This window comes from Sphingomonas sp. SORGH_AS_0950, assembly GCF_030818415.1.
Taxonomy (GTDB): Bacteria; Pseudomonadota; Alphaproteobacteria; order Sphingomonadales; family Sphingomonadaceae; genus Sphingomonas.
This window is the reverse complement of record NZ_JAUTAE010000002.1, coordinates 46,619-73,558: the sequence shown is the minus strand read 5'-3', so window position 1 is coordinate 73,558 and position 26,940 is coordinate 46,619. Positions and strand designations below refer to the sequence as shown.

21 protein-coding genes and 1 pseudogene are annotated in these 26,940 nt (G+C 67.1%); 14 read left to right on the top strand and 8 right to left on the bottom strand.

From position 1 onward, the window contains the following. From QE385_RS19085 to QE385_RS19065, 5 genes are all read left to right on the top strand, one after another. The coding region (locus tag QE385_RS19085) for an autotransporter outer membrane beta-barrel domain-containing protein (protein WP_307104967.1) at nt 1–1,441 on the top strand (1,441 nt) is incomplete at its 5' end. A 144-nt stretch (nt 1,442–1,585) separates the two neighbouring features. Further along, the gene (locus QE385_RS19080; protein WP_307104965.1) at nt 1,586–1,837 is read left to right on the top strand and encodes a type II toxin-antitoxin system ParD family antitoxin; all 252 of its coding nucleotides are present in this window, start codon (nt 1,586–1,588) and stop codon (nt 1,835–1,837) included. 1 nt (nt 1,838) lies between these two features. After that, entirely contained in the window at nt 1,839–2,132 is a 294-nt protein-coding gene (locus QE385_RS19075) for a type II toxin-antitoxin system RelE/ParE family toxin (RefSeq protein WP_307104963.1), read from the top strand. A gap of 206 nt (nt 2,133–2,338) precedes the next feature. Then, nucleotides 2,339–4,696 carry a TonB-dependent receptor gene (locus QE385_RS19070; protein WP_307104961.1) on the top strand — a complete coding sequence of 786 codons (2,358 nt, stop codon included), beginning with the start codon at nt 2,339–2,341 and terminating at the stop codon, nt 4,694–4,696. Beyond that, a complete protein-coding gene (locus tag QE385_RS19065) occupies nt 4,696–5,535 on the top strand; it encodes a tyrosine-protein phosphatase (RefSeq protein ID WP_307104959.1) in 840 nt (279 codons plus the stop codon). The genes QE385_RS19070 and QE385_RS19065 overlap by 1 nt, the downstream gene beginning before the upstream one ends. Nucleotides 5,536–5,539: 4 nt before the next feature. Here QE385_RS19065 and rfbA read toward each other — a convergent pair whose 3' ends face one another. Together rfbA and rfbB are read right to left on the bottom strand one after the other, a co-directional pair. After that, entirely contained in the window at nt 5,540–6,469 is a 930-nt protein-coding gene (gene rfbA, locus QE385_RS19060; RefSeq protein ID WP_307104957.1) for a glucose-1-phosphate thymidylyltransferase RfbA, read from the bottom strand. 13 nt (nt 6,470–6,482) lie between these two features. Continuing rightward, on the bottom strand, nt 6,483–7,565 hold the full coding sequence (gene rfbB, locus QE385_RS19055; protein WP_307104955.1) for a dTDP-glucose 4,6-dehydratase: 1,083 nt from the start codon (nt 7,563–7,565) through the stop codon (nt 6,483–6,485). 231 nt (nt 7,566–7,796) lie between these two features. Here rfbB and QE385_RS19050 point away from each other — a divergent pair, with 231 nt between their 5' ends. The 3 genes from QE385_RS19050 to QE385_RS19040 all read left to right on the top strand — a co-directional run bounded on the left by QE385_RS19050 (nt 7,797) and on the right by QE385_RS19040 (nt 13,010). After that, the gene (locus QE385_RS19050) at nt 7,797–10,592 is read left to right on the top strand and encodes a TonB-dependent receptor (RefSeq protein ID WP_307104952.1); all 2,796 of its coding nucleotides are present in this window, start codon (nt 7,797–7,799) and stop codon (nt 10,590–10,592) included. Next, nucleotides 10,589–11,605, top strand: coding sequence for a phytase (locus tag QE385_RS19045; protein WP_307104950.1), 1,017 nt, complete (start codon nt 10,589–10,591; stop codon nt 11,603–11,605). Before QE385_RS19050 ends, QE385_RS19045 begins: the two co-directional genes overlap by 4 nt. Before the next feature lie 238 nt (nt 11,606–11,843). Continuing rightward, a complete protein-coding gene (locus tag QE385_RS19040) occupies nt 11,844–13,010 on the top strand; it encodes a nucleotide sugar dehydrogenase (protein WP_307104949.1) in 1,167 nt (388 codons plus the stop codon). Nucleotides 13,011–13,564: 554 nt separating this feature from the next. Here QE385_RS19040 and QE385_RS19035 read toward each other — a convergent pair. The 4 genes from QE385_RS19035 to QE385_RS19020 form a co-directional block, all read right to left on the bottom strand. Then, nucleotides 13,565–14,209, bottom strand: coding sequence for a hypothetical protein (locus QE385_RS19035; RefSeq protein ID WP_307104947.1), 645 nt, complete (start codon nt 14,207–14,209; stop codon nt 13,565–13,567). A gap of 134 nt (nt 14,210–14,343) precedes the next feature. Continuing rightward, nucleotides 14,344–14,514: a hypothetical protein gene (locus tag QE385_RS19030; protein WP_161797748.1), complete on the bottom strand. Its 171-nt coding sequence runs from the start codon at nt 14,512–14,514 to the stop codon at nt 14,344–14,346. Between the two features lie 79 nt (nt 14,515–14,593). Next, entirely contained in the window at nt 14,594–17,167 is a 2,574-nt protein-coding gene (locus QE385_RS19025; protein ID WP_307104943.1) for a TonB-dependent receptor domain-containing protein, read from the bottom strand. Between the two features lie 142 nt (nt 17,168–17,309). Beyond that, the gene (locus QE385_RS19020; RefSeq protein ID WP_307104941.1) at nt 17,310–18,470 is read right to left on the bottom strand and encodes a glycosyltransferase; all 1,161 of its coding nucleotides are present in this window, start codon (nt 18,468–18,470) and stop codon (nt 17,310–17,312) included. Between the two features lie 216 nt (nt 18,471–18,686). Between QE385_RS19020 and QE385_RS19015 the strand changes: the two genes are divergently transcribed. Continuing rightward, a complete protein-coding gene (locus QE385_RS19015; RefSeq protein ID WP_307104938.1) occupies nt 18,687–19,415 on the top strand; it encodes a ZIP family metal transporter in 729 nt (242 codons plus the stop codon). Nucleotides 19,416–20,082: 667 nt separating this feature from the next. Then, nucleotides 20,083–20,412: a hypothetical protein gene (locus QE385_RS19010; protein WP_307104936.1), complete on the top strand. Its 330-nt coding sequence runs from the start codon at nt 20,083–20,085 to the stop codon at nt 20,410–20,412. A gap of 66 nt (nt 20,413–20,478) precedes the next feature. Here QE385_RS19010 and QE385_RS19920 read toward each other — a convergent pair. Continuing rightward, a pseudogene (locus QE385_RS19920) lies at nt 20,479–20,604 on the bottom strand (hypothetical protein); the annotation flags it as partial. 252 nt (nt 20,605–20,856) lie between these two features. Here QE385_RS19920 and QE385_RS19005 point away from each other — a divergent pair. From QE385_RS19005 to QE385_RS18995, 3 genes are all read left to right on the top strand, one after another. Beyond that, nucleotides 20,857–21,336, top strand: a complete 480-nt coding sequence (locus QE385_RS19005) for an RES family NAD+ phosphorylase (protein WP_307104933.1) — start codon at nt 20,857–20,859, stop codon at nt 21,334–21,336. A 331-nt stretch (nt 21,337–21,667) separates the two neighbouring features. Next, nucleotides 21,668–23,176 (top strand): hypothetical protein, encoded by a 1,509-nt coding sequence (locus tag QE385_RS19000; protein WP_307104931.1) that lies wholly within the window; start codon nt 21,668–21,670, stop codon nt 23,174–23,176. A 145-nt stretch (nt 23,177–23,321) separates the two neighbouring features. Continuing rightward, nucleotides 23,322–24,857: a family 43 glycosylhydrolase gene (locus tag QE385_RS18995; protein WP_307104929.1), complete on the top strand. Its 1,536-nt coding sequence runs from the start codon at nt 23,322–23,324 to the stop codon at nt 24,855–24,857. Nucleotides 24,858–24,873: 16 nt separating this feature from the next. On the opposite strand, the gene QE385_RS18990 is transcribed toward QE385_RS18995, so the two are convergent. Continuing rightward, on the bottom strand, nt 24,874–25,752 hold the full coding sequence (locus QE385_RS18990) for an EAL domain-containing protein (RefSeq protein ID WP_307104927.1): 879 nt from the start codon (nt 25,750–25,752) through the stop codon (nt 24,874–24,876). A 162-nt stretch (nt 25,753–25,914) separates the two neighbouring features. Between QE385_RS18990 and QE385_RS18985 the strand changes: the two genes are divergently transcribed. Continuing rightward, nucleotides 25,915–26,472 (top strand): site-specific integrase, encoded by a 558-nt coding sequence (locus tag QE385_RS18985; RefSeq protein ID WP_307104925.1) that lies wholly within the window; start codon nt 25,915–25,917, stop codon nt 26,470–26,472. Nucleotides 26,473–26,940 lie beyond the last annotated feature (468 nt).

The following is a 26,940-nucleotide window of genomic DNA, read 5'->3' as shown; positions in this document are numbered from 1 at the left end:
CGGTTCGGCGGGGACGGTCAACGGCAATGTGACGGTCGCGGGGACCTTGAGCCCCGGCGCGTCGCCCGGCATGATGACGGTCAACGGCAACGTCACGCTGGCCAGCGGCTCGCTATCCTATTTCGAGCTGACCCCGACCGTGTCGGACAAGCTGATCGTCAACGGCGCGATGACCATCGGCAGCGGATCGACGTTGCAGATCGTCTCCAGCGGCGCGCTGCGCCCCGGCACCTCCTATGACCTGATCGTCGCCAGCGGCGGGATTTCGGGCAGCTATGCCAATGTCCTGAAGCCCGCCGACCTGTTCGGCTTCATCGTCCAGCGTGCCGACCGCATCCAGCTGCTCGGCCAGTTCCTGGGCGATGCCGCCTTCAGCCCGCAGGTGGCGCGCAGCATCGACTATGCCAATGCAACCCTGGCCAAGCAGCCCGCGACCAGCACGCTGTTCGCCGCGCTCCCGTCGCTGCTGACCGCCTCGGGCGCATCCAATCCGCGTGGCTTCGCGCAGATCACGCCGGAGGCCTATGCCTCGGCATCGCAGATCGGCGTCGACAATGCGCTGGGACTGGTCCAGGCGGCGCGCGGGCCCGCCTTCGCCACCACGCGTGAGGATGCCGGCGTCTTCACCTTCGCCCAGACGCTCGGCCAGTGGCACACGCTGGGCGCCGACCGGGCCCAAGGGACCAGCACGGCGCAGACGCGCGGCTATGGCTTCCTGGGTGGGGTCGGTTACGGCGATCGCCAGTGGATGATCGGCGCGTTCGGCGGCTGGCTCGACACGCGTCAGTCGATCGCCCCGCTCGCCGCCTCGACCAGGGCCGATGGCGTGGTCGCGGGCGTGCACGGCCGCTATGCGATGCCGAACGGCTTCGGCTTCGGCGCGTCGATCGTCTATGACGGTGCGCAGGCGCGGACCTCCCGCGCGCTGCCGGGCACGGCCTCGGGCTTCGGCCGCTATGGCCTGCACACATGGACCAGCGACCTGTCGGTCCATTATGCCGCCAAGATGCCGGAGGGCTGGGCGCTGACCCCGCGCGCCGGGATCACCTATCTGCGCACCCGCCGGGCGGGCGTGGGCGAGACGGGGGGCAGCCCCTTCGCGCTCATCGTCGCGCGGCGCGATCTGGTCGCGGGCTTTGCCGATGCCGGGATCACGGTCGGGCGCAGCGATGCGTCGGACGCGCCGTTCCGCCCGTTCGTGACGCTGGGCGCGCGCTACCAGATCGAGGGCAACCGCGCGGTCGCGCTGGGCGGCTATGCCGGGGGCGGCCTGGGCCTGGTCGCGCTGGGCGCCGCACGCGCGCCGCTGGTCGGCACGGCCACGGGCGGGGTCGCCTATCGCTTTGCGAACGGGATCGACCTCTATGCGACCGGCAGCGCGCAGACCGGCCGCGACGATCATCAGGAAACGATCGCGGCGGGCCTGCGCCTGCGCTTCTGATCGACCGGGGGTGGAGCGGGCCATGTTGCTCCACCCCTTGTTCCTCACAGAGCGGGCAGGCGATATCCTTGCAGGCTCTGCCGGTATGAATTATTATGAACGGCATCGATGGATGCGAGTTCTACGATGGGTGAATATGCCAGAATGACCGTCGTGGTCCCCGAGCCGATGGCGGAGACGATCCATGCCGCCATCGCGGCGGGGGAATATGCGTCGGCGAGCGAAGTGGTGCGCGATGCGATGCGCCTGTGGAACGAGCGCCGGGCCTTTCGTGCGGAGGAATTGCGGCTGCTGCGCGACGCATGGGACAAGGGCAAGACCAGCGGTATTGCCGGTCCACTCGACATGAAGGCGATTATCGCAGAAGCCCGAGGCGAAGCCGACGCTGCGGGCTGAGATGACCGCGATCGTCCTATCGCGTCGCGCCCGCGAGGATTTCAAACGGATCTGGACCTATATCGCGCGGGATGACGACCATGCTGCCGACAGGCTGCTGCTGGCGCTGGACGCCAAGATCGAAAGGTTGCGGGATTTCCCCGGCATCGGCACGTCCCGCGACGACATCCGACCAGGCGCCCGCACGCTCGTTCATGGGCGCTATCTGATCCTCTACGAGCATGACGCCGACGCCGATCAGGTCGAGATCGTTGCGGTTGTCGAAGGCGTGCGCGACCTCGACCGCCTGTTCTGAAGGCGACGTTGCCGATGGACGGCATGGATCGCAGCGATATTCTCGGGTTGCCGGGCTCGGCGTAGGATTGACCCGCCCCCCTCACCAGTCCTCCAGATGACACCATTGTCATCATAAAAACCGCAGCATCCCCGCAAAACGTCATCATCCCGCAATGATCCGGTACCAAGGGACGGCCGCATAATCCTTTGGGGGGAATCCATATCATGACCTCGTTCAACCTGCGTTTCGCGGGGCGGCTCTTTGCGTCCAGCGCGCTGGCTCTTCTGCTTGCCACGCCCGCCTTTGCGGCTGATCCCGAACCGGCCAAGACCGCCGCGCCCGACGACCAGAAGACCAATGCCGACGGTTCGCTCAACGAGGTCATCGTCACCGCCGAGAAGCGCCCCCAGAGCCTGCAGAAGACCCCGATCGCCATCTCGGTTCTGTCCGCCGAGGATCTCCAGAACCGCCACGTCCAGTCGCTGGTCGACCTGCAGGACGGCGCGATCCCGTCGCTTCGCGTCGCGCCCTTCTATTCGCGCAACTCGGCGCTCATCATGAACATCCGCGGCATCGGCGTGCTGGCCGACAGCAACCAGCCCGCGCGCGACCAGGGCGTGGGCGTCTATATCGACGGCGTGTATCTGGGCCGCGCCCAGGGGCTGGGCACCGCGCTCTACGATATCGAGAGCATCGAGGTGCTCAAAGGTCCGCAGGGCACGCTGTTCGGCCGCAATACCGAGGGCGGCGCGGTCAGCATCGTGACCAGGAAGCCCACCGGCCAGTTCGGCCTGACCGCGACCGCGGGCATCGGCAATTTCGGCAGCCACAAGGCCGAGGCGCATCTCAACCTGCCCGAATGGCACAATTTCAGCGTCAAGCTGGACGGCATCGTCACCAGGCGCGACGGCCTGGTCGCCAACCCGCTGCCCGGCCAGTCGGACTTCAACGGCTTCGACCGGCACGGCGCGCATGTCGAGGTGCTGTGGAAGCCCGAAAGCGGCGTCAGCGCCGACTATGCCTTCGACACCTCCTATGACGCCTCGACCCCGCTCTATCTCCAGGCGATCACGGCCGGAACGCTGGCCCGCGCGCCCGCCTTGCCGCTCCAGCCCGACCGCGTCCGCACCGCCAGCATCGGCGTGCCGCAGCAGGAGAGCATCGGCCGCACCCATGGCCACCGCCTGACCCTGGGCCTGGACATCGCGCCGGGGCTCCAGCTCAAGTCGATCACCGCCTATCGCGAACTGAACCAGAGCCAGTATGACAATGGCGGGCAGAACAGCTCGACCTACAAGCCGAACGGCGCGTTCAGCCGCTACAGCCTGGCCGGGTTCGCGCAGAACCAGTTCAGCCAGGAAATCCAGCTGATCGGCGACACGCCGCGCCTGAAATATGTCCTGGGCGCGATGGCCTATCGCGAACATACCGAGGACAATGCCCAGGCGTTCAACTCGATGGTGTGGAACGCCGACGGCACCGCCGCCACGGTCGCCACCTATAATATCGCCACCGTCCCCTATGACCGCGCCAGCCGGATCACGACGCGCAGCATCGGCGCGTTCGGCCAGGCGACCTGGACTCCGGGAATCGCCGACGACCGGCTGCACCTGACCGCAGGCGCGCGCTATACCCGCGACATGAAGCGGGGCGAGCTGTTCATCGTCAACGGCAAGACCCCCAGCGTCAACGGCGTGGTCGCGCCGCGCGCGCTGGACGCGGCCTGGTCGCGGGTCGATCCGCTGGTGACGCTGGCCTATGACGTGACCGACGCGGTGCATGTCTATGGCAAATGGTCGGAGGGGTATAAGTCGGGCGGCGCCAATTCGCGCTCGCTGACCTATGCGCCGTTCAACCCGGAAACGCTGTCGATGTTCGAGATCGGCGCCAAGAGCGAGTTCCTCGACCGCCGCGTCCGGCTGAACCTGGCCGCCTATACCGGTGCGTACAAGTCGATCCAGATCGACTTCCAGGCCAATTACCTGCAGTTCGATGCGAACGGCAAGCTGCTGGAGACCACCCGCACCACGATCGAGACGACCAATGCGCCCGGCACCGGCCGCGCCAAGGGGATCGAGGCGGAGCTGACCGTGGCGCCGATGGCGGGCCTGACGCTGACCGCCAGCTATTCCTATAACGACCTGACCATCCCGGCGACGGTGAACCCCTTCCCGCAGGGGGTGAACGGCACGGTCGTCGCCACGCCGATCAAGATCTATCCGGTCTATACCCCCGCGCATGCCGCCAGCGGCGCGATCGATTATGAGCGGCAGATGGGCGATTACAGCCTGGTCGCGCATCTCGACGCCAATTACGACAGCGGCTTCTATGCCAATTACAACGACCCCGCGCCGGGGGTGAACCAGCCCAAGGGCGATCCGGGCTTCATCGTCAACGGCCGGATCGGCGTGACCGACATCGCGCTGAACGACACCGGCGCGCGGCTGAGCGTGTCGGCCTGGGCGCGCAACCTGCTGAACGAGCAGCATCTGTTCTACAAGACGCTGAACACCGCGACCGGCGTGTCGGGCTTCTTCAACGAGGCGCGCACCTATGGGCTGGAAGCGACGGTGAAGTTCTGATGCGCCGCGCGGTCGCCCTGGCGATGCTGCTGGCGGTCCCGGCGGGGCTGGGGGCTTCGGCGCCCGCCCCGGTGGCGGGGGCGGTGCACCACCGCGTGCTGCCGCTTCAGGGCGGCCGCAATTTCCGCGATCTGGGCGGCTATCGCACCAGTGATGGCCGGACGGTCAAATGGGGGCTGCTCTATCGCTCGGGGCAGATGCACGACCTGACCCCGGCGGATCATGCCTATCTGCAAAGGCTGGGCATCCGCACCGTCTGCGACTTTCGCGACACGCGCGAGCGGGCGGGCGAGCCGACGCTCTGGCCCGCGGGCCGCAAGCCCAAGGCGCTGAGCGACGATTACGCGCTCGACATGAGCGGCATGATGTTGCCCGGCGATCCGTCGACCTGGACGCATGAGCAGGTGGTCACGGCGATGACCGCGACCTATCCGAAGCTGCTCGACCAGTTTCGCGGCCAGTATGCCCGCATGTTCGCCGAGCTGCTGGCGGGCGACGTGCCGCTGGCCTTTCACTGCACGGCGGGCAAGGACCGCACCGGCGTCGCGGCCGCGCTGCTGCTGACCGCGCTGGGCGTGCCGAGGGCGACGATCGTCGAGGATTACCTCCTCTCCAACCAGCACATGGCCCCGCCGCCCGCCCACCCGACCGGCTTCTGGGCGAAACTCTCGCCCGAGGCGGCGCGCGCCTTCGCCGGGGTCGACCGCCGCTATATCGACGCGGTGTTCGCGGTGACCGACCGCCATCCGGGCGGGACGATGGGGTATCTCAAGGACGAGCTGGGTTTGGGGGCGAGCCAGATTGCGAAGCTGCGCGCGCTGTACCTGACGCGGGGGTGAGGGCTCAGCCCTGCCGCCTGTCCCCCTGGCGCCGCTCGCCGAACGGCAGCGGGGCGGGGGCGTCCTCGATCGCGCTCAGGATCGCGCGGCCATAGGCGGTCCTGGCCAGCGCCTGCCCCCGCGCCTCGGCCTGCTCGCGCGGGATGAACCCCTGAAGATAGGCGATCTCCTCGAGGCAGGCGATCTGGATGCCCTGGCGACGCTGGATCGTGCGGACGAACTCCGCCGCTTCGAGCAGGCTGTCATGCGTGCCGGTGTCGAGCCAGGCGAAGCCGCGTCCCATCGCTTCGATACGCAGCGTCCCCGCCTCCATATAGCGGCGCGCCAGGTCGGTGATCTCCAGTTCGCCGCGCGCCGAGGGGGTCAGGGTGGCGGCATGGTCGCATACCGCCGCGTCGAAGAGGTAGAGGCCGGTCATGGCGAAGCGCGACCGTGGCCGCTCGGGCTTTTCCTCGATCGATATGGCGCGCCCCGCTTCGTCGAAGGCGATGACGCCGTAACGCTCCGGATCCTCGACCCGGTAGGAAAAGACCGTCGCCCCGCCCCTGGCCCGCACATCGGCGACCGCGCGGCGCAGCATCGGCCCCAGCCCGTTGCCGAAGAAGATATTGTCCCCCAGCACCAGCATGGCGGCCTCTCCGGCCAGCCAGTCGCGCGCGATCGTGAACGCCTGGGGCAGCCCCTCGGGCCGTGGCTGCTCGGCATAGGCGATGCGCAGGCCCAGCGCGCTGCCGTCGCCGAACAGGGTGCGGTAATGCGGCAGGCTGTCGGGGCCGGAGATGATCAGGATCTCGCGGATACCGGCGAGCATCAGCGCCGACAGCGGATAATAGATCATCGGCTTGTCATAGACCGGCAGCAGCTGCTTGTTGACGACCAGCGTCGCCGGATGAAGCCGACTACCGGTGCCGCCCGCCAGGATGATGCCTTTCATGACGCGCATCCTATCACAAGGCATTGAAGATCGGGTTGGGTGATCCGGCCAGCCCGCGTCGCTGGTCGGCCGCGCGTTCGGACAGGATCGGGCGCCACCAGGGTTCGTTGGCGAGATACCAGCGCACCGTCTTTTCCAGTCCGCTCTCGAAGCTCTCCTGCGGCGTCCAGCCCAGCTCGGTGCGGATGCGCGTCGCATCGATCGCATAGCGCCGGTCATGGCCGGGGCGGTCGGCGACGAAGCCGATCTGCGCGGCATAGGACGCCCCGTCGGCTCGCGGATGCAGGCGGTCGAGGAGCGCGCAGAGCGTGCGCACCACATCGATGTTCCGCCGCTCGGCATCGCCCCCGATATTGTAGCGCCGCCCCGGCGTGCCGCGCTCGAACACGGCCTGGAGCGCGCGGACATGATCCTCGACGAACAGCCAGTCGCGCACATTCTCGCCGCGCCCATAGACGGGCAGCGTCTCTCCGGCGAGCGCCTTGACGATCATCAGCGGGATCATCTTTTCGGGGAAGTGATAGGGACCGTAATTGTTCGAGCAGTTGGTCACGATCACCGGCAGGCCATAGGTATGGCCCCAGGCGCTGACGAGGTGGTCCGATGCCGCCTTGCTGGCCGAATAGGGCGAGCGCGGGTCATAGGCGGTGGCCTCGGTGAACCGGCCCGTCTCGCCCAGCGAACCGAACACCTCGTCGGTCGAGATATGGTGGAAGCGGAACATCGCCCGTTCGGGCAGCGGCAAGCCCCGCCAATAGGCGCAGGCCGCTTCCAGCAGGGTGAAGGTGCCGGTGACGTTCGTGTCGATAAAGGCGGCGGGGCCGTCGATCGAGCGGTCGACATGGCTCTCGGCCGCCAGATGGGTGATGATGTCGGGGCGAAACGCCCGGATCGCCCCGGCGACCGCCGCCCCGTCGCGCACATCCGCCCGGACGAAGCGATAGCGCGGATCCGCCGCCACGGGGGCCAGCGCCGTCAGCGTGCCCGCATAGGTGAGCGCGTCGAGGACGAGCAACTCATGGCCGCTATTCCGGATCAGATGGCGGACCAGCGCCGACCCGATGAAACCGGCCCCACCCGTGACGAGAATACGCATCGGGCCATGCTATCGCGTCGAGGGCGGCGGTCCAGATGCCGAATGGCCGCCTTATCCCTTTTCGGATCAGCCTGTGCCGGGCCGCCCTTCGCCTCGAAAAACGATTGCGTGACGCCCGCGTCACCCAATCGTCATCGCTGTCACATCGCTTCGTAACAAACCCCCGCCACGGGGGCGGGAACGACCGGCGCCGGGGGGTGTCGGCACGACCAAGCGCCCAGGGGAAGCATCATGCACGCCATCCGTTTCGGCATCCGCGGTTTCGCGGGGGCCTCGCTCATCGCATTGGGCTTTGCCGCCTCGCCCGTTCTGGCCAAAGCTCCTGGCGGAGCGCCGGCGGGCGTTCCTGCGTCGGGGCCGATCCTGTCGGGCCGCCTCTATGACGCGACCGGCGTCGCGCTGCCCGGCGCGCGCGTCACCGTCGAGGGGACGGAGGCGCAGGCGACCACCAATCTCCAGGGCGCGTTCAGCATCGTCACCCCCGACGAGGCGGGCGACGTCACGCTGCGCATCGACTATCTCGGCCGCGCGTCGGTGACCCATGTCGTACCCGCGGCCGATCGCGGTCGCCCGGTGGTGCTGACCATGCCGCCCGCCGCTGGCCCGGACCATGAGGTCGTCGTCACCGGCGCCTCGCTGCTCGACAATACCGCGCGCGCGCTCAACCAGCAGCGGACCGCCGACAACACCGTCACCATCATCTCGTCGGACGCGATCGGCCGCTTCCCCGATCCCAACATCGCCGAGGCGCTCCAGCGCGCGCCCGGCGTCGGCATCGAGCGCGACCAGGGCGAGGGCCGCTATATCAATGTGCGCGGCGCGCCGAGCGAATGGTCCGCCGTCTCGGTCGACGGCATCCAGATCCCCTCGGTCGACCCGACGACGCGCGCCGTCGACCTCGACACGCTGCCCTCGGACATCGTCGCGAACCTCGAAGTGACCAAGTCGCTGCTCCCCTATCAGGATGCGGATTCGATCGCGGGCGCAGTCAACATCACCACCCGCTCGCCCTTCGACCGCAAGGGCTTTGCGCTGACCGGCATGGCGGGGGCCAGCTACAACCAATATGGCAAGGGTAGCGACTATCGCGGGTCGGCCGCGGTCAGCGACACCTTCGGCCCGGATCGCCAGTTTGGCCTGCTGCTCTCGGGCAGCTATTCGATGACCCATCGCCAGCCCGACAATGTCGAGAACACCTGGAGCCAGACGCCCGCCGGCTTGCGCGTCACCGAGACGCTGTTTAAGGATTACGACACCAAGCGCCAGCGTATCGCGGGCACCGGCGCGTTCGAATGGCGCCCCTCGGACCTGACCCATGGCTGGGTGCGCGGCACCTATGCCCGGTTCGAGGATGACGAATATCGCGACCGTATCGGCATATTGTGGAGCGAGGGCACGCTCCAGTCGGGATCGACCGACCGCGCCGCGACCTACCGCAACACCCGCATCGAAAAGCAGGTCCGCCACCGCAAACAGGTGAACGAGATCTGGTCGGCGACCGCCGGGATTGAGCAGCGGCTGGGCGAGGGCACGATCCGTGCGGACGTGGCCTATAGCGAGAGCTCGCAGACCTATCCGCGTCGCGACGAACTGCTGTTCCGCTCCTCGCTGCGGCCGACCTTGTCCTATGACTTCAGCGATTCCGACCTGCCCGGCTATTCGCTGTTCACCTCGAAGGAGCATCTCCAGCTCGGCACCTATAGCTTCCGCGAAAATGCCTATCGGTCGAACACGACGAAGAATGACGAATTCACCGTCGCCGTCCGCTCCGACCTGCCGGTCGGCGATCTCGTGACCTTCTCGACCGGGGGCAAATATCGCGCGCGGCATATCAACGCCGATGAGGAGCGGTTCCGCGATCGCCGTTCGTCCGCCGCGCCGAGCCAGAGCCTGGCGGGGCTGTTGTCCGACCAGGAGTCGCGTAATTTCGGCTATGGCCTGGGCCAGCGCTTCGACACCGGGCTGGTCGATGCCTATTTCGACGCGACCAAGGCGGCGTCCGAGCGTCGCCTGCCGCAATCGCTGACCGCCGACTATACCGCCGAGGAGAAGATCCTCGGCCTGTTCGGCATGGCCAAATACGTCAAGGACGGCACGACCCTGATCGCGGGGCTGCGCGTCGAGACCACCGATTTCGAGAGCAGCGCGCCCAGCGTCTCGCGCACCGGCGCGGTGACGACCGCGCGGGGGCATAATGGCTATGCCGATGTCTTTCCGAACCTGACGCTGCGCCAGGCCTTCACCCCCAACCTGATCCTGCGCACCGCCCTCAGCCGCGCGATCAACCGCCCCAATTTCCCGCAGATCGCGCCGCGCGTGCTGGAGACGACCGAGGGCAATACGGTGCGGGTCGAGTTCGGCAATCCCGACCTGAAGCCGACCTTGTCGAACAATGTCGATGCGGGCCTGGAATATTACATCCGGCCGCTGGGGGTGATCTCGGTCAACGGCTTCTACAAGGACCTGTCCGACTATCGCTACACGCTGACCAGCACGGGCTTTTACAACGGCGTGGGCGGCGCGATCCTCAGCCGTCCGGTCAATGCGCGGCGTGGCGAGCTGTACGGCGTCGAGCTGAACTGGCAGCAGCAGCTGAGCTTCCTGCCCGGCGTGCTGGGCGGGCTGGGCGTGTTCGCCAATTACACCTATACCAAGGGGAGCGCACGCTTCGACGGGAGCTATGCCGGGCGCAGCCGCTTCGCGCTGCCGGGCCAGTCGACGCATATGTGGAATGCCAGCGTCTTCTACGAGCGCGGGCCGGTGAATTTGCGCGTCGCCTATACCAAGCGCAGCGACTATCTGGACGAGATCAACGCCGACAATCCCGCGCTCGACCTGTATTGGGAAGGGCGCGGCCAGCTCGACGTGACGGGCAGCGTGCAGCTGGCACGCGGCATCAACCTGTTCGCCGAGGGCAAGAACCTGACCAACACGCCGGGCGTCCGCTATTTCGGGCAGCGTTACCGGACCTATGAATATGAGAAGTTCGGCTACACCGTGTTCGGTGGCCTGCGGGTGAAGCTGTGAGGGCGGCGCTGACGGCGCTGCTGCTCGCCGGGTGTGCCGGCGTGCCCGCCGCGACGCCGATCGCCGCGCCGACCGTGGCGGCCAGCGCCGAGACCGATCCGGTCGACAGCACCTCCGATGCGGCCGACGATCCCGCCATCTGGCGCAACGCCGCCAATCCGGCCGCGAGCCTGGTGATCGGCACCGACAAGCAGGCGGGCATCCATGTCTATGACCTGGCGGGCAGGCGGCTGTCCTTCACCCCGGCCGCGCGGCTGAACAATGTCGATCTGCGCGAGACGGGGGGGCGGGTGATCGTCGCGGCCAGCGACCGCGCGGACAAGGCGCAGGCGCATGTCGCGCTGTTCACCCTCGACACCGTGGCGCGTCGGCTGGTGCCGATGGGCCGCTATCCGGTGGGGGCGGGCGAGGCCTATGGCATGTGCCTGTGGACCCGCGCCAGCGACAAGGCGCTGTTCGGCTTTGTCGTGCTGAAGGACGGGCGGATCGACCAGGTCCGCATCGACCTGTCCGGCGCGGCCCCGCGCGTCGAGACCGTGCGCAGCATGAAGCTGGGCAGCCAGGCCGAGGGGTGCGTGGTCGATGACCGGACCGGGCTGCTCTATGTGGCGGAGGAGGATGTCGGGCTGTGGCGCTTCGCGGCCGACCCCGCCGCGCCCGGCACCGCCACCCCGATCGCGCGGGTCGACGACCGCACCCTGGTCGCCGATGCCGAGGGGCTGGCGCTGGCGCCACGGGGGGCCAAGGGCGGCTATCTGGTCGTCTCCAGCCAGGGCGACAATGCCTATACGCTCTATCGCCTGCCCGGCGTGATCTATGCCGGGCGCTTCCGCATCGGCGGAGGGGCGATCGACGGGACCAGCGACACCGACGGGATCGAGCTGGCGCTGGGCGATTTCGGCCCCGCTTACCCCAAAGGCCTGTTCGTCGCGCAGGACGGCGACAATGCGCCCGATACCCAGAATTTCAAATATGTCGGCTGGGACAAGGTGCGGAAGGCGCTGGGGTTGTAGGGAGGGCGCAGCATGGTGGAGGGGTGACCCCAGTCGTGATCGCGCCCATTCTCGCGAGTGGTGACACCCCTCCGTCAGGCCCCCGGCCTGCCACCTCCCCTTGCAGGGGAGGAAAGGGGGGCGCATTCCTTCGCCACGGCATTTGCGATTGCGGGACCGCTCATGCATGGCACGCGGGACAAGGTGCAACGCAAGCTGACGGACGGACCGATGGCCCGCCCCGTCTGGGGATGTTGAAATGAAGATTGCCGTTTTCGGCCTGGGCTATGTCGGACTGTCCAACGCCGTGCTGCTGGCCCAGCACAACCGGGTCGTCGCGGTCGACATCTCGGCCGAGCGGGTCGCGATGGTGAATGCGCGGACCTCGCCGATCATCGATGCCGAGTTGCAGGACTTCCTGACCGGCCGCGACCTGGACCTGTCCGCCACGACCGATGCGGCCGAGGCGCTGGCGGGCGCCGATTACGTCATCGTCGCGACGCCGACCAATTACGACATCGACACCAACAGCTTCAACACCCACTCGGTCGAGGCGGTCATCACCCTGGCCAAGACCCATGCGCCGCAAGCGACCGTGGTGGTCAAGTCGACCATCCCGGTCGGCTTCGTCGACGATGTCCGCGCGCGGCTGGATACGACACAGGTGATCTTCAGCCCCGAATTCCTGCGCGAGGGGCGCGCGCTGCACGACAATCTCCACCCGTCGCGGATCATCGTCGGCGAACAGTCGGAGCGGGCGCGGATCTTCGCCGAGCTGCTGGTCCAGGGCGCGGAAAAGGCCGACATCCCGGTCCTGTTCACCGGCACCCGCGAGGCCGAGGCGATCAAGCTGTTCGCCAACACCTATCTCGCGATGCGCGTCGCCTTCTTCAACGAACTCGACAGCTATGCGATCGCGGGCGACATGGACACGCGCCAGATCATCGAGGGCGTCGGCCTCGACCCGCGCATCGGCACGCACTACAACAATCCCAGCTTCGGCTATGGCGGCTATTGCCTGCCCAAGGACACCAAGCAGCTGCTGGCCAATTATACCAGCGTGCCGCAGAACCTGATCCGCGCGATCGTCGACGCCAACCGCACCCGCAAGGATTTCCTGGCCGACCAGATCATCGCCAGGAAGCCCGGCCGCGTCGGCATCTTCCGCCTGACGATGAAGGCGGGGTCGGACAATTTCCGCCAATCCTCGATCCAGGGGATCATGAAGCGGATCAAGGCCAAGGGGATCGAGGTCGTGGTCTACGAGCCGTCCCTGCACGAAGACGCGTTCTTCGGCTCGCGGGTGGTGCGCGACCTGGCCGCGTTCAAGGCCGATTGCGACGTCATCATCGCCAATCGCAACGACCCCGAACTGGCCGATGTCGCGGGCAAGCTGTTCACGCGGGATATCTTCGGCTCGGACTGATCGCTCCCCATTCCTCCCCTGCAAGGGGAGGTGGCAGGCCGAAGGCCTGACGGAGGGGTGTCACCCTCTCGCGAGCGGGACACCCCTCCACCATGCTGCGCATGGTCCCCCTCCCCTTGCAGGGGAGGAATTCCATCACCGGCAGATCCGCACCCGCTCCCAGCCGCGATATTCGGTCCAGCAGCGACGATAGGGGCGATACGGCCGATAGGGCCGGTAGCCATAGCCCGCATCGCGCCAGCCATAGCCCCCGTCATAGCCACCCCAATGCGGAGGCGGCGGAGGGGGCGGGGGTGGGGGTGGGGGCGGCGGGGGACCCCAGCCGGGAGGCGGCGGAGGCGGGGGCGGTCCCCATTCCTGCGCACTGGCATTTGCACTGAAGCCCAGCGTTGCGATCGCGAGGCCGGCGACAATGATACGCGTCACCTTCATGACTGGTCCCTCCATGCCCATCACCGGGCATGGCACGGATGTATCACGCGCCGTGCTTCGCGAGGCTGAACGCGGTTGTTCTCTGGCGTTCAGGAATGTCGGGTTGGAGACGCGGGCACGCCTCAGGCGCGCTCCGTCGCCACCTCGCGTGCGACTGCGGCGACATCGCCAGGCGGGGCCTGGACGACTTCCAGCGCGATATTGGCTATTTCTGCGGCGGTCACCTGCAACTGCGTGATCGGGCTCGAACTGCTGTCGACGCGGTCCACCCCGGTTTCGGAAATCTTGACCAGAAAGCGATCGACGTCGTTAAGGACGACCAGCTTGATGGACTGGTCCTCGTCAAGCGCCAGCTGCTGCACCGTGCCTTCATAGGCCACGATAAAACCGTCATGGCCGGTTTTGGTCAGGACATAGGCGACGACGAACGAGTCGCCGCGCTTGACGGCTTGAACGACCGGGTTGAGCCAGCCGAATGCGATCGGATCGGTTTTGTCGGTGACGGCCTCGCGCTGGGCCATCCACTGCGCCAAGGCTCCCGTCGCCAGGCCGATGAGCAGCATGGCCAAAAGCCAGGCTTCGAGCGCGAAGTCGGATGCGCGGCGTGCGCCCGAAGCGCCGCCCAGCAAGGCCCGATAGACGTTCGGATCGAAACCGACATCGAAGCATCGAGCGGTCCAGCGGCACCAGGCCGACTGCGCGGCGAAGGCGCCCGTTCCGAGCAAATGTCCGGCGATCGTCCCGAAAACGACGATGAACAGCGTCACCGTCGAATTGGGTCGATCGGGAGAGGGGCTCAGAAAATCGGTGCGCTCACCGGCTCTCCAGCCCGCCCAGAAGCAAAGCCCTGGAAATATCAGCAAAAGTACGAGGAAGAGAGAATAGCTGAATGCCACGGCATTCAGGCCGTCAAGGTGCCTGACCCGTCCTTCTCATCTCTTTCGGTCCCAGCGGAGCGCACGACATAGACGCCGTTCTCGATGCGCGACGCCTGGCGCACGGCCTGCCATGTGCCGAAGCGGTTCTTGACCCGGCGGGCCAGCCGCATCGAAGTGCTGGTGTTCACGCGCATATCGATCCTCCAACGCCAGATGTAGAGGTTCGTTCGACCGACGTCCACTCGATGCGCACATCGCCCCACCTCGCCCCCCTCAGAACAATTTCCGCACCCCGATCCGGATCGAGCGGCCGATCGGGTCGAGATAGGCGGGCTGGAAGCGGTTGGGGGTCTGGCCGTCGCGGTCGGTGACGTTGATCCGGTCGTTGAGCAGATTCTCGACCGCCATGCTGACGTTCAGCCCCTTGGCCCAGGGCTTGTCGATGATCCTCTCGACCTTGATGAAGCTGTAGAGGACCAGCCAGGTCCGCCCCGAGAAATGCAGGTCCGAGGCGGCGATGTCGCTGCGGATGCGGGTCGGGCCCTGGATGCGGCCGAACACGCCCAGATTGGCGACCCCCTTCGAGACATGGGCGTTCAGCTCGACATCCCAGCGCGGCCGCCCGCCCGTGCCGTTCAGCGTCGCCCCGTCGAGCAGGTCGAGCACCGGCCCGCCGTCGCGCAGGGTCAGCCGGTCCTCCAGCCGGTAGCTGGTCGTCGCCGACACCATCAGGAAACCGGGCTGCTTGCGCGGGCGCGGCGGGGGCGCGGTCTTGCCGGCATCCGGGGCGGGGGGTGCGGCGGGGGGCGGGGGGCTCTTGCCCAGCTGGGTCTGCACGTCGAAGGTCAGCCGCAGCTTGCGCTCCCGCTCGAACGCCAGATTGACCGGGCGCAGGTCGACGCGGGTCAGCGCGCCCAGCGCGTCGCGCGCGAACAGGTCGGGAAAGACGCGCTGGAACGCCGGGGTCGCCCCGCCCAGCGAGGCGGCCTGGTTGTCGATCCGCGTGTCGAGATAGTCCAGGCTGAGCCGGATCTCCTTGTCCTTGATCGGCTGCACCGCCAGGCCCAGCGTCGTCACCCGCCGCTTTTCGGGGGCCAGGTTCGGATTGCCGCCCATGATCGTGGTGACCAGCGTGCTGCGCCCGGTGACGAAATCGAAAAAGGGCGTGTTGGGCGTCGCCACGACCGGCGCGACCAGCTGGGTCACGGCGGGCGCGGCCTGCGCGACATTGACCGAGGCGCCCAGCTGCACGGGGCGGAACGGCGTCCAGTTCAGCCCCAGATTGGAGGTGCCGAGCCGCCCGAAGCCCGACACCTGCGATACGCCCGCCATGCCGCTGAGCTGCAATTCGCCCAGAAAGCCCAGCGAGCCCTCGCGCGCCGAGGCGAGCGGCACGCTGGCATTGACGCTGGCCCCGCGCGTGGTGCGCCCGATGCCGTCGGCGGGCAGCGCCAGATTGGTGCGCGCATCGCTGTCGACCCGCGCATAGTCGGTGGTGACGGTCAGCATCGCCTCGCCCGCGGGCAGGTGGGCGACCGGACCGTTGGCGGTCGCCTTGACCCCCAGCGTGTCCGACACCGCGCGGCTGCGGTTGAGGTTGCGCTCAGCGGCGAGGGCGGGATCGATCGCCGCCATCGGATCGCCCCCGGCATCGATCGACGCTTGGAGCGCGCCCAGCGGCACCCCCGTCTCCGAGGTGCCGCGCGACACCATCCGGTCGTAATTGCCGGTGATCGCCCAGCTCCAGCGGCGGACATCGCCGGTCAGCGTGCCCCCGCCATGCAGCGCCATGCTGGTCGTCCGCTGGTGCAGCACGCTGCCGGGCAGATAGCGATAGAGGAGCGTGTCGTTGGCAAAGGGAAAATTCCCCGCGCCGCCCGGCACGCGCAGCAGGGCGGGGGCCAGCCCGTTGAGCCCCTTGGTCTGGACCGCCTCCATCGACAGGATCAGCGAGCCCGACATGGTCTTGCCGAGCGGCGCGGCCAGGCTGGCCTCGCTATGGATGGTGTCGCTCAGCGGCTGGAGCGTGCGATAGGGGCCCAGGTCGGTGACCCCGGCCGGGCTGTTCGCATAGGCGGCCAGCGACCCCCGCGCGGCCGGATCGACCGGCACCCCCGCCACCGTCACCGCCCGCCCCGCCAGCGTATCGAGCCGGGGGTCCAGGCTGGCGCCATTGACGCCCGTGACATTGCCGGTCGTCGCATAGAGCGTCTCGGGATCGGGGACGATGGCGCGCTGGCTCTGGAGCACCGGGTCCTGGCGCAGATGCGACACGTTGAAGGTCAGGCGGCGCGGCCCGTCGATCCGGGCGGAGGTAACTTCGGTATATTGGGTGCCGCCCCCGCCCTCGGTGGTGATGCCGGGCAGCACATGGACGGTGACCGCGCGGAATTTCTTCTTGGTAATGAAGTTCATCACCCGGACATTGGGCGGATAGCCGAAGCGCGCCGCCTCCTGCTCGGGCAGCACCTCGACCTTCTCGATCGCCTCATAGGGCAGCGACTGGAATTCGGAAAAGCCCGACACGCGCCGCCCGTTGAGCAGCATGACCGGATCGCCCCCGCCCGACGAACTGGCCAGCGCCTTCACCTTCTTTAGCAGGTCGCTCAGGCTGCTGACCCCCAGCGCGTCGAGCGCCTGCGCATCGAGGACCGCGACCGGCTCGACCGCGCCGACGACCGAGCCGGGGATGCGCTTGCCGGTGACGGTGACTTCGGGCGGGGGGATGTCGGTGGCGGCGGGGGGCGGCGCGGTCTGCGCCTGGAGCGGTGTCGCCAGGCCCCAGGCCAGCGCGATCGTCGACCATCCCGCGCGACACCCGGGCCGCGCGCTCCCCTTGTAGAACATCGTCCAGCCACTCCCATCGCTGACGTGATGGGTTATTCATACTGTGGCGATGATGTCACAATTAAGGCGAATTTTTCGGGAGGGTTGACTTATCCGGCGGGGCCTCTCGCCCGATCCGGAATTCCCCCCTGATCGAAGCCACTTACAGGAGCGGCAGGACCGGTTCGCCGCAGAGCGGGGCGGGCGCGGCGCGACGCCGCAGGACGCTGTGCATCACGCGCAGATAATGGTCCGCGCCCTGTTCGATGGCGAAGCGCCGCGCCTGGTGCAGCGTGCGGTGCGCGTCCTGCGCCCCCGGCCGGGCCTGTGCGATCGCCGCGGCAAAGCCCGCCGCGTCGCCGACCGGCACCAGCGTCCCGAGCGTCCCCTGCTGCAACAGCGCGGCCATCGACCGGCTGCAATCGGTGGCGATGATGCCGATATTGGCGGCCAGCCCCTCCAGGATCACCGCGGGCACGCCTTCATAGTCGGAGGACAGCAGCAGCATGTCATACGCCCCCAGCCGCCCCGCCGGATCGGTGACATAGCCGCGAAAATCGACCCGGTCCGCGACGCCGAGCGTGGCCGCCAGCGCCTCCAGCGCGGGCCGCTCGGGCCCCTCGCCGAACAGGGTCAGCGTGTCGGCGGGATCGCTGCCCGCCGCGAAGCCGCGCAGCATCAGCGCCAGGTTCTTCTGCGGCGCGAGCCGCGCGATGGTGACGAAGCGCCGCCCCGCCACAGGCGGCCGCGCGGCCACCGGCGTCCGAAGCGCCATGATCTGCGCCTCGGACAGCGCCGGGTCGGGGATGATCGCGACGCGGGCGGGCGACACGCCGACGCATTGCACGATCTCGGCGCGCATCGGCTTTTCCATGCCGACGAAATGGTCGATCGCCAGCCCCTGGATGCGCAGCCAGATGCGGTAGAAGAATCGGTAGAACCAGGACGCGTCGGTGCGGTCGAGATTGTTGCTGATCTTGGCGACGATCGGCGGGCAGTCGCGCCCCAGGATCAGCTTCAGCATCACCGCGACAAAGGCATAGGTATTGCCCGCGCAGAACAGCATGTCCGGCCGCATCGCCCGCACCGCGCGCGGCAGGGTGGCGACCATCCAGATCGTCTCCCAATGCGCGATGCCCGGCCAGCGGCGCCGGGGCGTGACGAAGTCCAGCCCCGCCCCGACATCCCGCGCCATCGCGCCGTCGGTCCGCCCCAGGAACAGCGGCGCATCGATGCCGCTATCGCGCCAGCGCCGGACGAGCCGCAACGCGATCCGCTCGACCCCGCCCGGCTCGAAACTGTGAAGGAAGGTCAGGACGCGCAAAACGCCGTCCACCCCGATCGCCGCAGAGGATCCACCGAAAGCCCGCCCATATTTCCGGCCGATAGCATGACTGGCGGGAAAAACGATACCCTGTCGTGACGTATTCGTTATGAGGGGGCGGCGGTCCGATGCGGGCCATGTTGACCGACCCCCAATGATACACCATCACATCGCCATCGATCCATGATGGGCACGGGCGATGGGAGGCGTGACAGCTTGAACCGGGAGCTTCTCCTGATCCTGCTGACCGGGACATTGGTCGTCGTGGCGGTGGTCGCGGCGATACCCTGGTTCCGCACGAGCCGCCCGTTGCACGGGTCGCCGATCGCCGCGACGGGCGACGCGCTGGCCGCCGGTATCTTCCTGGGCGCGGGCCTGATCCACATGCTGCCGGACGCGGCGCAGGGCTATGCCGCTTATGGCACCGGCTATCCCTGGCCCTTCGTCATCTGCGGCGCGACGATCCTGGGCCTTGCCCTGCTCGAGCATCTGGCCCTGGGCAGCGGCCGCTCCGCCGTCCCCGCGCTCGCGGCCGCCATCGCGCTGGCGGCGCACAGCTTCCTGGCCGGGGCGGCCCTGGGCGCCACGTCGCGCGAAGCCGCGGTCCTGGCGCTGTTCCTCGCGCTGATCGCGCACAAGGGGGCGGCGTCGTTTTCGCTGGCGCAGGTGCTCACCGAAAGCCCGCTCTCCCGCCGCAGGGCCCTGACGATGCAGAACATGTTCATCGCCGCCCTGCCGCTCGGCGTCGCGCTGGGGGCGGTGGCAATACGGCAGGAACAGGCCTGGCCCCTGGCCAAGCCGACCATCCTGGCGCTGGGCGCGGGCACCTTCCTGCACTTCGGCCTGCAACGCCATCGCGCCCGCGCCCCGACATCCGGCAGGGCGCGCTGGGTCATGCCCTGGTTCGGCTTCGCGCTGATGGCGCTGATCGCGGTCGTGGACTGACTTTGCGCGTCATCGTTGCGATGAGGGGGGCAGCGGCGCCCCGTTGCCTGTCGATCCGGCACCATTTCGGGAAAGAGCCACTGGGACCGGATTGCGAGACGCCAGCGGCGGAGGCAGGCGTGCTCAGGCCCATCGAGCAACGCCGTCCCGCGCGGCCATTCCCAAACGAGAATGGCTGGAAGCGGCCCGAGTCGGACACCGAAAGCCGGCATGGCCGTTCCAAGACGCTGCCGATCGTTTAATGCCGGAAGCGCTGGCGCGACTTTGCCGCTACGGACACGATGAGTGCAGTTGGAATGCCACCAATGACACATCCGGCCGCAACCGGGACCGCGAGCATCACGAGCGTAATCGCGAACATGCCGAGGTCTTGCCATGCCGCTATATTCCATGGCTCCATGAATATGACGCTAAGGCCATAGGACAGAAGAAAGGGTGCCCGAAAGCCCGGATCATCCTTCGATAAAACTGCCGCGCCAACGATCCAGCAGGCAGTAATTATCGCGGCGAGCGGAAGTGCGATGAAACCGGAAAAGTCCATCAGATGAGATTAGCGGCAGCTTTGACGATGATCCAGCCACAAAGCCGCCCGTCCGCAGCCCACCACGATCACACATTCCGCTAACACCCAGTTGCAGGCACTTCGGCATGAAACTAATCTAGATCCGTGTGGGATGAATTGCCTATTTCGACGTTGGTCGGCCTCGCCGCTGCCGCAGTGACAGTAGGGATTGGCCTCGGCTTTCTGACGAAGTCAAAAGCACGCACCACCCTCGTGGTAGTATGGACCGCGTTACCGTTCTTGCTTTCACTGGCTGCGAATGTTTTTACCGTCTTGGACACCCGCGTTTTCGATGCCGCAACGTTCTTCGGCTTTACCGCCGTTTTTGGCCTTTTGCTAACGCCACCTTGGGCATTACTAATCCTGTTGCCGTTTAATCTTGTCAGGCGTTGGCGCGAGATCGAAGCGGGAATTGATTACCGGATCGGCAGCTAACCACCCAACTCGGTCATTCCTGATATTCGATCCCTACAGGGATTAGATTCTGCCCGGCAGGTGCTTTCATCCATACTGCAAGGCGGCAGCTATCAGGATCGCCACGCCGACACCGGCAAGAGCCAATCGGCCCCTTTGATGGCCGACATTGATCGTCCAGCCAAGCGCCTTGACGCGCTTTGGAACAATTACGCGGGGATCGCCGGCATCATGATAAAGCCCGAGTAGATCATACCCCTTGCTCCCCGTTCAACCCCCGTCTCGATACCGGATGTTCCATATATCGCAGACGATCACCGTGCGTCGATAGTTCGCATTTCCCTATCCGCCGCGGGTTTTGAGGAGCCGCTCGCATTCTCCTTTTCCGATCGATTCTGGAAGCGCCCACAGCGTCTCGTTCGTCGTTTCCGATCGGCAAGGCTGGTGTATTGAGGCAACCGCTTCGTGCCTGATAAACGCGGTGGAATGAAACTATGGCGGCTTACGCGACCAGAATATGTCGCCCTCGATGGGGCGGGTGCGGCGAAATCGGGTGGGCGCTATTCATCGCCCGGCATCCCATTGGTCAACTTCGCAAGTGAGCCGGGATTAGCGGTCTTGGTAGCACTGCGCTATGTCCAGGCCACCCCGGCATTCTCCGACGACGATTTCGTTTTGGGTTGGACGACCATCGATTGTGATGTCGAGCGGGTTCCCCACGCATTGAGCCGCGAGGCAAAGGTCGCTTTCGTCGACGCCTGGGCAAAGCAGCGGCGGTCGCTCGCAATTGCCGTCCAGTCCGCCGTCCTGCCCGAAGCCGACATAATTTTGATGAACCCGCTGCACGCCGACGCGGCCGACATAGCCCCTCTATCCACCCGACCTTTCCGCTTCTCCGAGTGTCTGCATCGACCGCCGATGTTGGAACGATACACCGCAGGCTGACGCCTACCGCCTCTCGGACCGCAAACCCCCTATATCCACCGCCAGGCCCGCGCCCAGAAACGCAGCGGCGACAAGACAATCATGGCGGTTCAGAGGCCATCGGCTCAAGCCTGACAACCGACTCAACAGCCAGGCCAGTCCTGTTGCGACGATATTCCATGGTGTTCGCCACCGTGGCTTGCGCATCGCTGCGCGACTCAATCGCGAGAGGAGGGATGACATGGCGCGATGCTGATCGATGCCCTTTCCTTCGTCAAACGGGGGCGGGGCCGTTCGACATGACCCTCTTTATCCTTGCCTTTGCCCGCAAAGCGACCCACCCGCGCGTCTCATGAGCAAGGGACAGGGGCAAAGCGGGTGGCGGGGGCAGGCTTTGGTCCTGCTGCTGCTGACGCTGGTCGCGCTGGTGGTGCGGGCGCGGACGTTCGGGAATCCGGTGATCGGGTTCGACGAGCAATATTATCTGCTGGTCGGCGACCGGATGCTCCATGGCGCGATGCCCTATGTCGATATCTTCGATCGCAAGCCGATCGGGCTGTTCCTCCTCTATGCGGGGGCGCGGGGGCTCGGGGGGGACGGGTTCCTCGCCTATAAGCTGGTCGCGACCGGCTTCGTCATCGCCACCGCCTTCGGTATCCAGCGTATCGCGCGGGGCTTTGCGGGGCCGGGGGCGGCGGTCGTGGCGGCGATCCTCTATATCCTCTGGCTGAACCTGATGGAGGGGGAAGGGGGCCAGTCGCCCGTCTTCTACAATGCGCCGATGCTGGTCGCCGCGAGCGCGGTGCTGCGCGCGGTCGAGGGGCGGGGGCGGCTGTTTCCCTGCGGCGCGGTCGCGATGGCGGCGGTGGGGCTGGCGCTCCAGGTCAAATATTCGGTGCTGCCCGAGGGGTTTGCGTTCGGCTGCATCCTGCTCTGGCAGGGCTGGCGTGAGCGGGTGCCGCTGGGGCGGCTGGCGGGGATGGCCTTGGTCTGGGTTGCGCTGGCGCTGTTGCCGACGCTGGTCGCCCTGGGCAGCTATGCCGCGATGGGGCAGGGGCAGGCCTGGCTCTTCGCCAATATCGTCTCGCTCGGCGGACAGGCGGCGCGGCCGCTGGCCGACGAGCTGGAGGGGCTGGCCGCCTGTGTCGGCATCCTGTCGCCGCTGGCGCTGGCGATCGGTTTCGGGCGGCCCTGGCGCCATGTCCCGGCGGAGCGGCGCGAGGGCTTTCGCCTGCTGCTCGTCTGGCTGGCGGTCGCGGGCGCGGCGGTCCTGCTCTATGGCCGGTTCGGCAGCCCGCATTATGCGCTGCCCATCGTGCTGCCCGCCACGCTGGTCGCCGCGCCCGAGCTGGCCCGCTGGCGCCGCGCCGGGATCGCGGCCTTCCTGCTCGCGATCGGCGCGGCGGGGCAGATCGTGCTGCACCTCAGCGAGCGGACCAAGGGCGGCGCGGCCGAGGCGCGGGCCGTCGCCAATGCGGCGACCCCGGCGCGCGGCTGTCTCTATGTCTATGACGGCTATCCCGCGCTCTACATGCTGACGCACAGCTGCCTGCCGTCGAAATGGGTGTTTCCGGGCCATCTCGCCACCCGGGACGAGGCGAGCGCGGCCGCGATCGGCGTCGATCCCGTCGCCGAGGTCCGCCGCATCCTGGCCGCGCGGCCCGGCGCGATCGTCGACGATTATCCGCGCTTCGCCTTCGGCAACCCGGCGACCCGCGCGGTGCTGCGCGAGGTGCTGGCGCGCGACTATCACCTGGCCGCCTGCGTGCCCACCGGACCGAGCCGGGTGCGGCTGGTCTATCGGCCGGGCGCGGGCGCGGGGGCGGCGGGGTGTCCGAGTGCGGCGATGCTGAATCGATAGCCGTTTTTCCCCTGCAAAAGAGGGGTGTCCCGCTCTCGAAAGGAGTGACACCCCTCCGTCAGTCCTGCGGACTGCCACCTCCCCTTGCAGGGGAGGAAAAGGAAGAAGGTATACTATATCGACAGACGCGACGGGCTCGGCCACTATGCCCGCCATGATCCCGCTGATCCTCCTCGCCGCCCAGCTCGCCCCCGAAACCATTCACAGCCGGGGCAATCCGATCCTGGCCGATGGGCGTTACTATTCCACCGACCCCGCGCCGCTGGTCGATGGCGACACGCTGTGGATCCTGGCGGGGCGCGACGAGGCGCCCAAAGGCGTCAACGACTTCATCATGAACGAGTGGCAGCTTCTCTCCACGAAAGACCCCGCCAGCGGCGTGTGGCGGCACTATCCCGCCATCGCCCGGCCCGAGCGCGTCTTCGCCTGGGCCGGGCCGGGCCGCGCCTATGCCGGGCAGATCGTGAAGGGGCGGGACGGGCGCTTCTATCTTTACGCGCCGGTGCTCCAGCGGGACGGCGGGGCGAAGGATCGGTTCGCGATCGGCGTGGCGGTGGCCGACCGCCCGACCGGGCCGTGGCGCGACGCGCACCCCTCGGGCCCGATCATCTCGCAAACGGTGCCGGTGGCCAACGATATCCAGAATATCGACCCGACCGTGCTGATCGACGATGACGGCCGTATCTATATCTATTGGGGCACGTTCGGGCGGCTGCGCGCGATGGAGCTGGCCCCCGACATGGTCACCCCCAAGGGCCCCGAGCAGGTCGTGACCGGCGCAACGGGTTTCTTCGAGGCGCCCTGGATCATGAAGCGGCGCGGCACCTATTATCTGCTCTACGCCGCCAACACGACCGGGCCGGGCAGCGCCTGTACGCCGACGCTCTATCATGCGTGCCAGGCCTATGCCTCGGCGCCGAGCCCGATGGGGCCCTGGACCTATCGCGGGGTGGTGCTGCCCCCGGTGACGTCGACCACCTCGCATGCGGGGGCCGTCCCGTTCAAGGGACGCTGGTATCTGGCCTATCACACCGCGGATGCGAAGGGCGGGGGGCATTTCCGCCGCTCGGTCGCGCTCGATCCGATGGCGTGGGACGACAGCGTCTCGCCGCCCGCGATCCGCCCCGTAAAGCCGAGCAGGGCGCCCGCCCCGCCGCCCCCGCCGACGCGCAACCGGGCACTGAGCGCATGGGCCACCGCCTCCAACGCGCCCGGCCCGGTGCAATACTGGATCGCCGCGCTGAACGACGGCGTGGTGCGGGCAAGTCCGCTGCCGCCCGATATGTGGGGCAACTGGACGAAGCAGAACCCGGCGAGCGCCTGGATCGAATATCGCTGGCCCCGGCCGGTGACGCTGAACGGCGCGCGCATCCGCTTCTTCGCCGATCATCCCGCAGGTTCGGACGAAGGCGTCGCCCCGCCCGCCGCCTGGCATCTGGAATATTGGGGGCAGGGGGGCTGGCGGCGGATCGCGGGGACCTATCCGACCGGGGTGGAGCGATTCCAGCAAGTGCGTTTCGCCCCCGTCACCACCCGCTGCCTGCGCGCGGTGATGGAGGCGTCGGGGGCGGGGGACCGCCATGCGGGGCTGGCGGTGGAGGAATGGGAAGCGCTGTCGCCCAGCCCCGCGCCGGTCACGCCGCGACCGGCCGACGCGCCTGCTGCTTGTTCGGGTGCGTGAAGCGGCCGCGCCGCCATCATCGCCAGGAGATGGGGGTGAACAGTCCCGCCCCGGCGCGATGCGCGGGGTCGCTCCACGCGATGAAATCGGCCTGGGTCCTGGCGGGGCGCAGCCGCATCGGCCTGCCATGGAAATAGCCCTGCTGCCACAGGCTTCCCGCGTCCTGGGCGATATCGGCCTGTTCGCGGGTCTCGACCCCTTCGACGATGGTCAAGGCGCCGATCGACCGGGCGATGCCGACCAAATGCCGGAACAGCGCCGCGCCGGTGGCGCTCGCCCCGGCCTGCTGCACGAACGCGCCGTCGATCTTGATGATCGCGGGCTGCAACGCCAGCGCGGTGGCGACGGACGAATGCCCCGCCCCGAAATCGTCCAGCGCGACGCGCACGCCGCAGGCCTGGAGCTGCGTGCAGAATGAGGCAGCCCTGTCGATGTCGGCAAAGGGCGCGGTTTCGGTGATCTCGACGATCAGGCGGTGCGCGATCGTGCGATCGCTCCGCAGCATCGCCACCACATCGCTCCAGCCATCGGGATCGGTACTGGCGGCGGACAGGTTGACGCCGAGGACCGCGACGGGATCGGACCGCAGCGCTTCGATCACGCGGCGGACGATGAGCCGGTCGAAGGACAGGCTTCCGCCGCAACGCTCGATCATCGCCAGAGTCGCGTGCGGCGCGGCGTCCCAGCCATCGGTCTCGGGGAAGCGCACCAGCCCTTCGTGATACAGGATCGCGCCGCCCGGCCGCACGTCGCGGACGGGTTGCCACACCAGCGCCATCGATGCCGACGGGCATGCCAGCATAGCCCCTTCATCGCCGCGCTCGGCCAGCGCCACGCGCTCGGCCCCGGTATCCTCGCGGTCCTCCCATGGCCCGTCGTCGGAATGTCGCGCCACCTTCCCCCCCTGTCGTCGCGATCCGCCGCAGATCGCCGCCCGGTGACGCAATAGCCAAAACTGTAACAACCGGGTCGTCAGCCATTGAACAGAATTCAAACCATAATCCCGCTATCTTCGGGACCTTCAAACCGGGGAGAGGCTTCGAACATGCCTTGGTCGATGTACGACGCGAAGGGTCAACGGAAGTATCTGACGCGGGACGAGCTGCAAGCGTTCATCAAGCTGACGCGATGCTATCCTCCCGAGATAGAAATATTCTGCCTGATCGTTGCTTATACCGGATGCCGGATATCCGAAGCGCTGGCGCTGGAGGAAAGCAATATCGACTTCCATCAACAGTGCATCGTCATCAAATGCCTGAAGAAGAGGGATAAAGTCATGTTCCGATCGGTCCCGGTCAAACGATCGATCATCAGCAAGTTGCGCCATGGGCTGGAAAAGGGCCAGCTGCCGCCCGAACGATTATTCCCCTGGTGCCGGATGACCGGCTATCGCCGCATATGCGAGGTCATGCAAGCCGCTGGAATCCGGGGAAGCTATGCGACCCCCAAAGGCTTGCGCCATGCCTTTGGCGTCAACGCCGTGCAGTCCGGCGTGCCCCTGAACATGGTCCAGCGCTGGCTCGGCCATGCCGACATCAAGACGACCGCGATCTACACCCACGCCACGGGGCACGAAGAACGAAACCTCGCCAAACGCATGTGGCACGGAGTCTGAGGCAAGCGGGACGTATCGACGCCCATGACTGCGCCAGGCAAGTCCTTGGAGGGTCAAGGACTTACACAATCATATTGCGGCATGTTACAGTTTTGGCTATTTTGAAACACATCTTCCCATTGGAAAACAATGGCTTCGCCTGCGTTAGCCATGCTTCTTTACAAAATCTTACGAAAAAGAAAACCCAAACCGCGCCAGGCGGTCGGCGATCGACCACGACGTTCGGATGGGTCCCATTCCTGGCCGTATATTCGGGCCCTCATTTCCTGCTCGATATGGGTCGTCCATGGACGGCCTCTGCGTCATAGGGTGACCGGCGGGCAACTGGTGCGGGAGCCTGACGCAGCCGCTTGCAGAGAGGCTCAAGACCGGATTCGCGCTGCGATCAGGCTATTACGGTTGTTTGACTGTCGTTTGATGTGCACCATGTTGTGCACAATATACGTAACACCCTGACCGCGCCAGAAT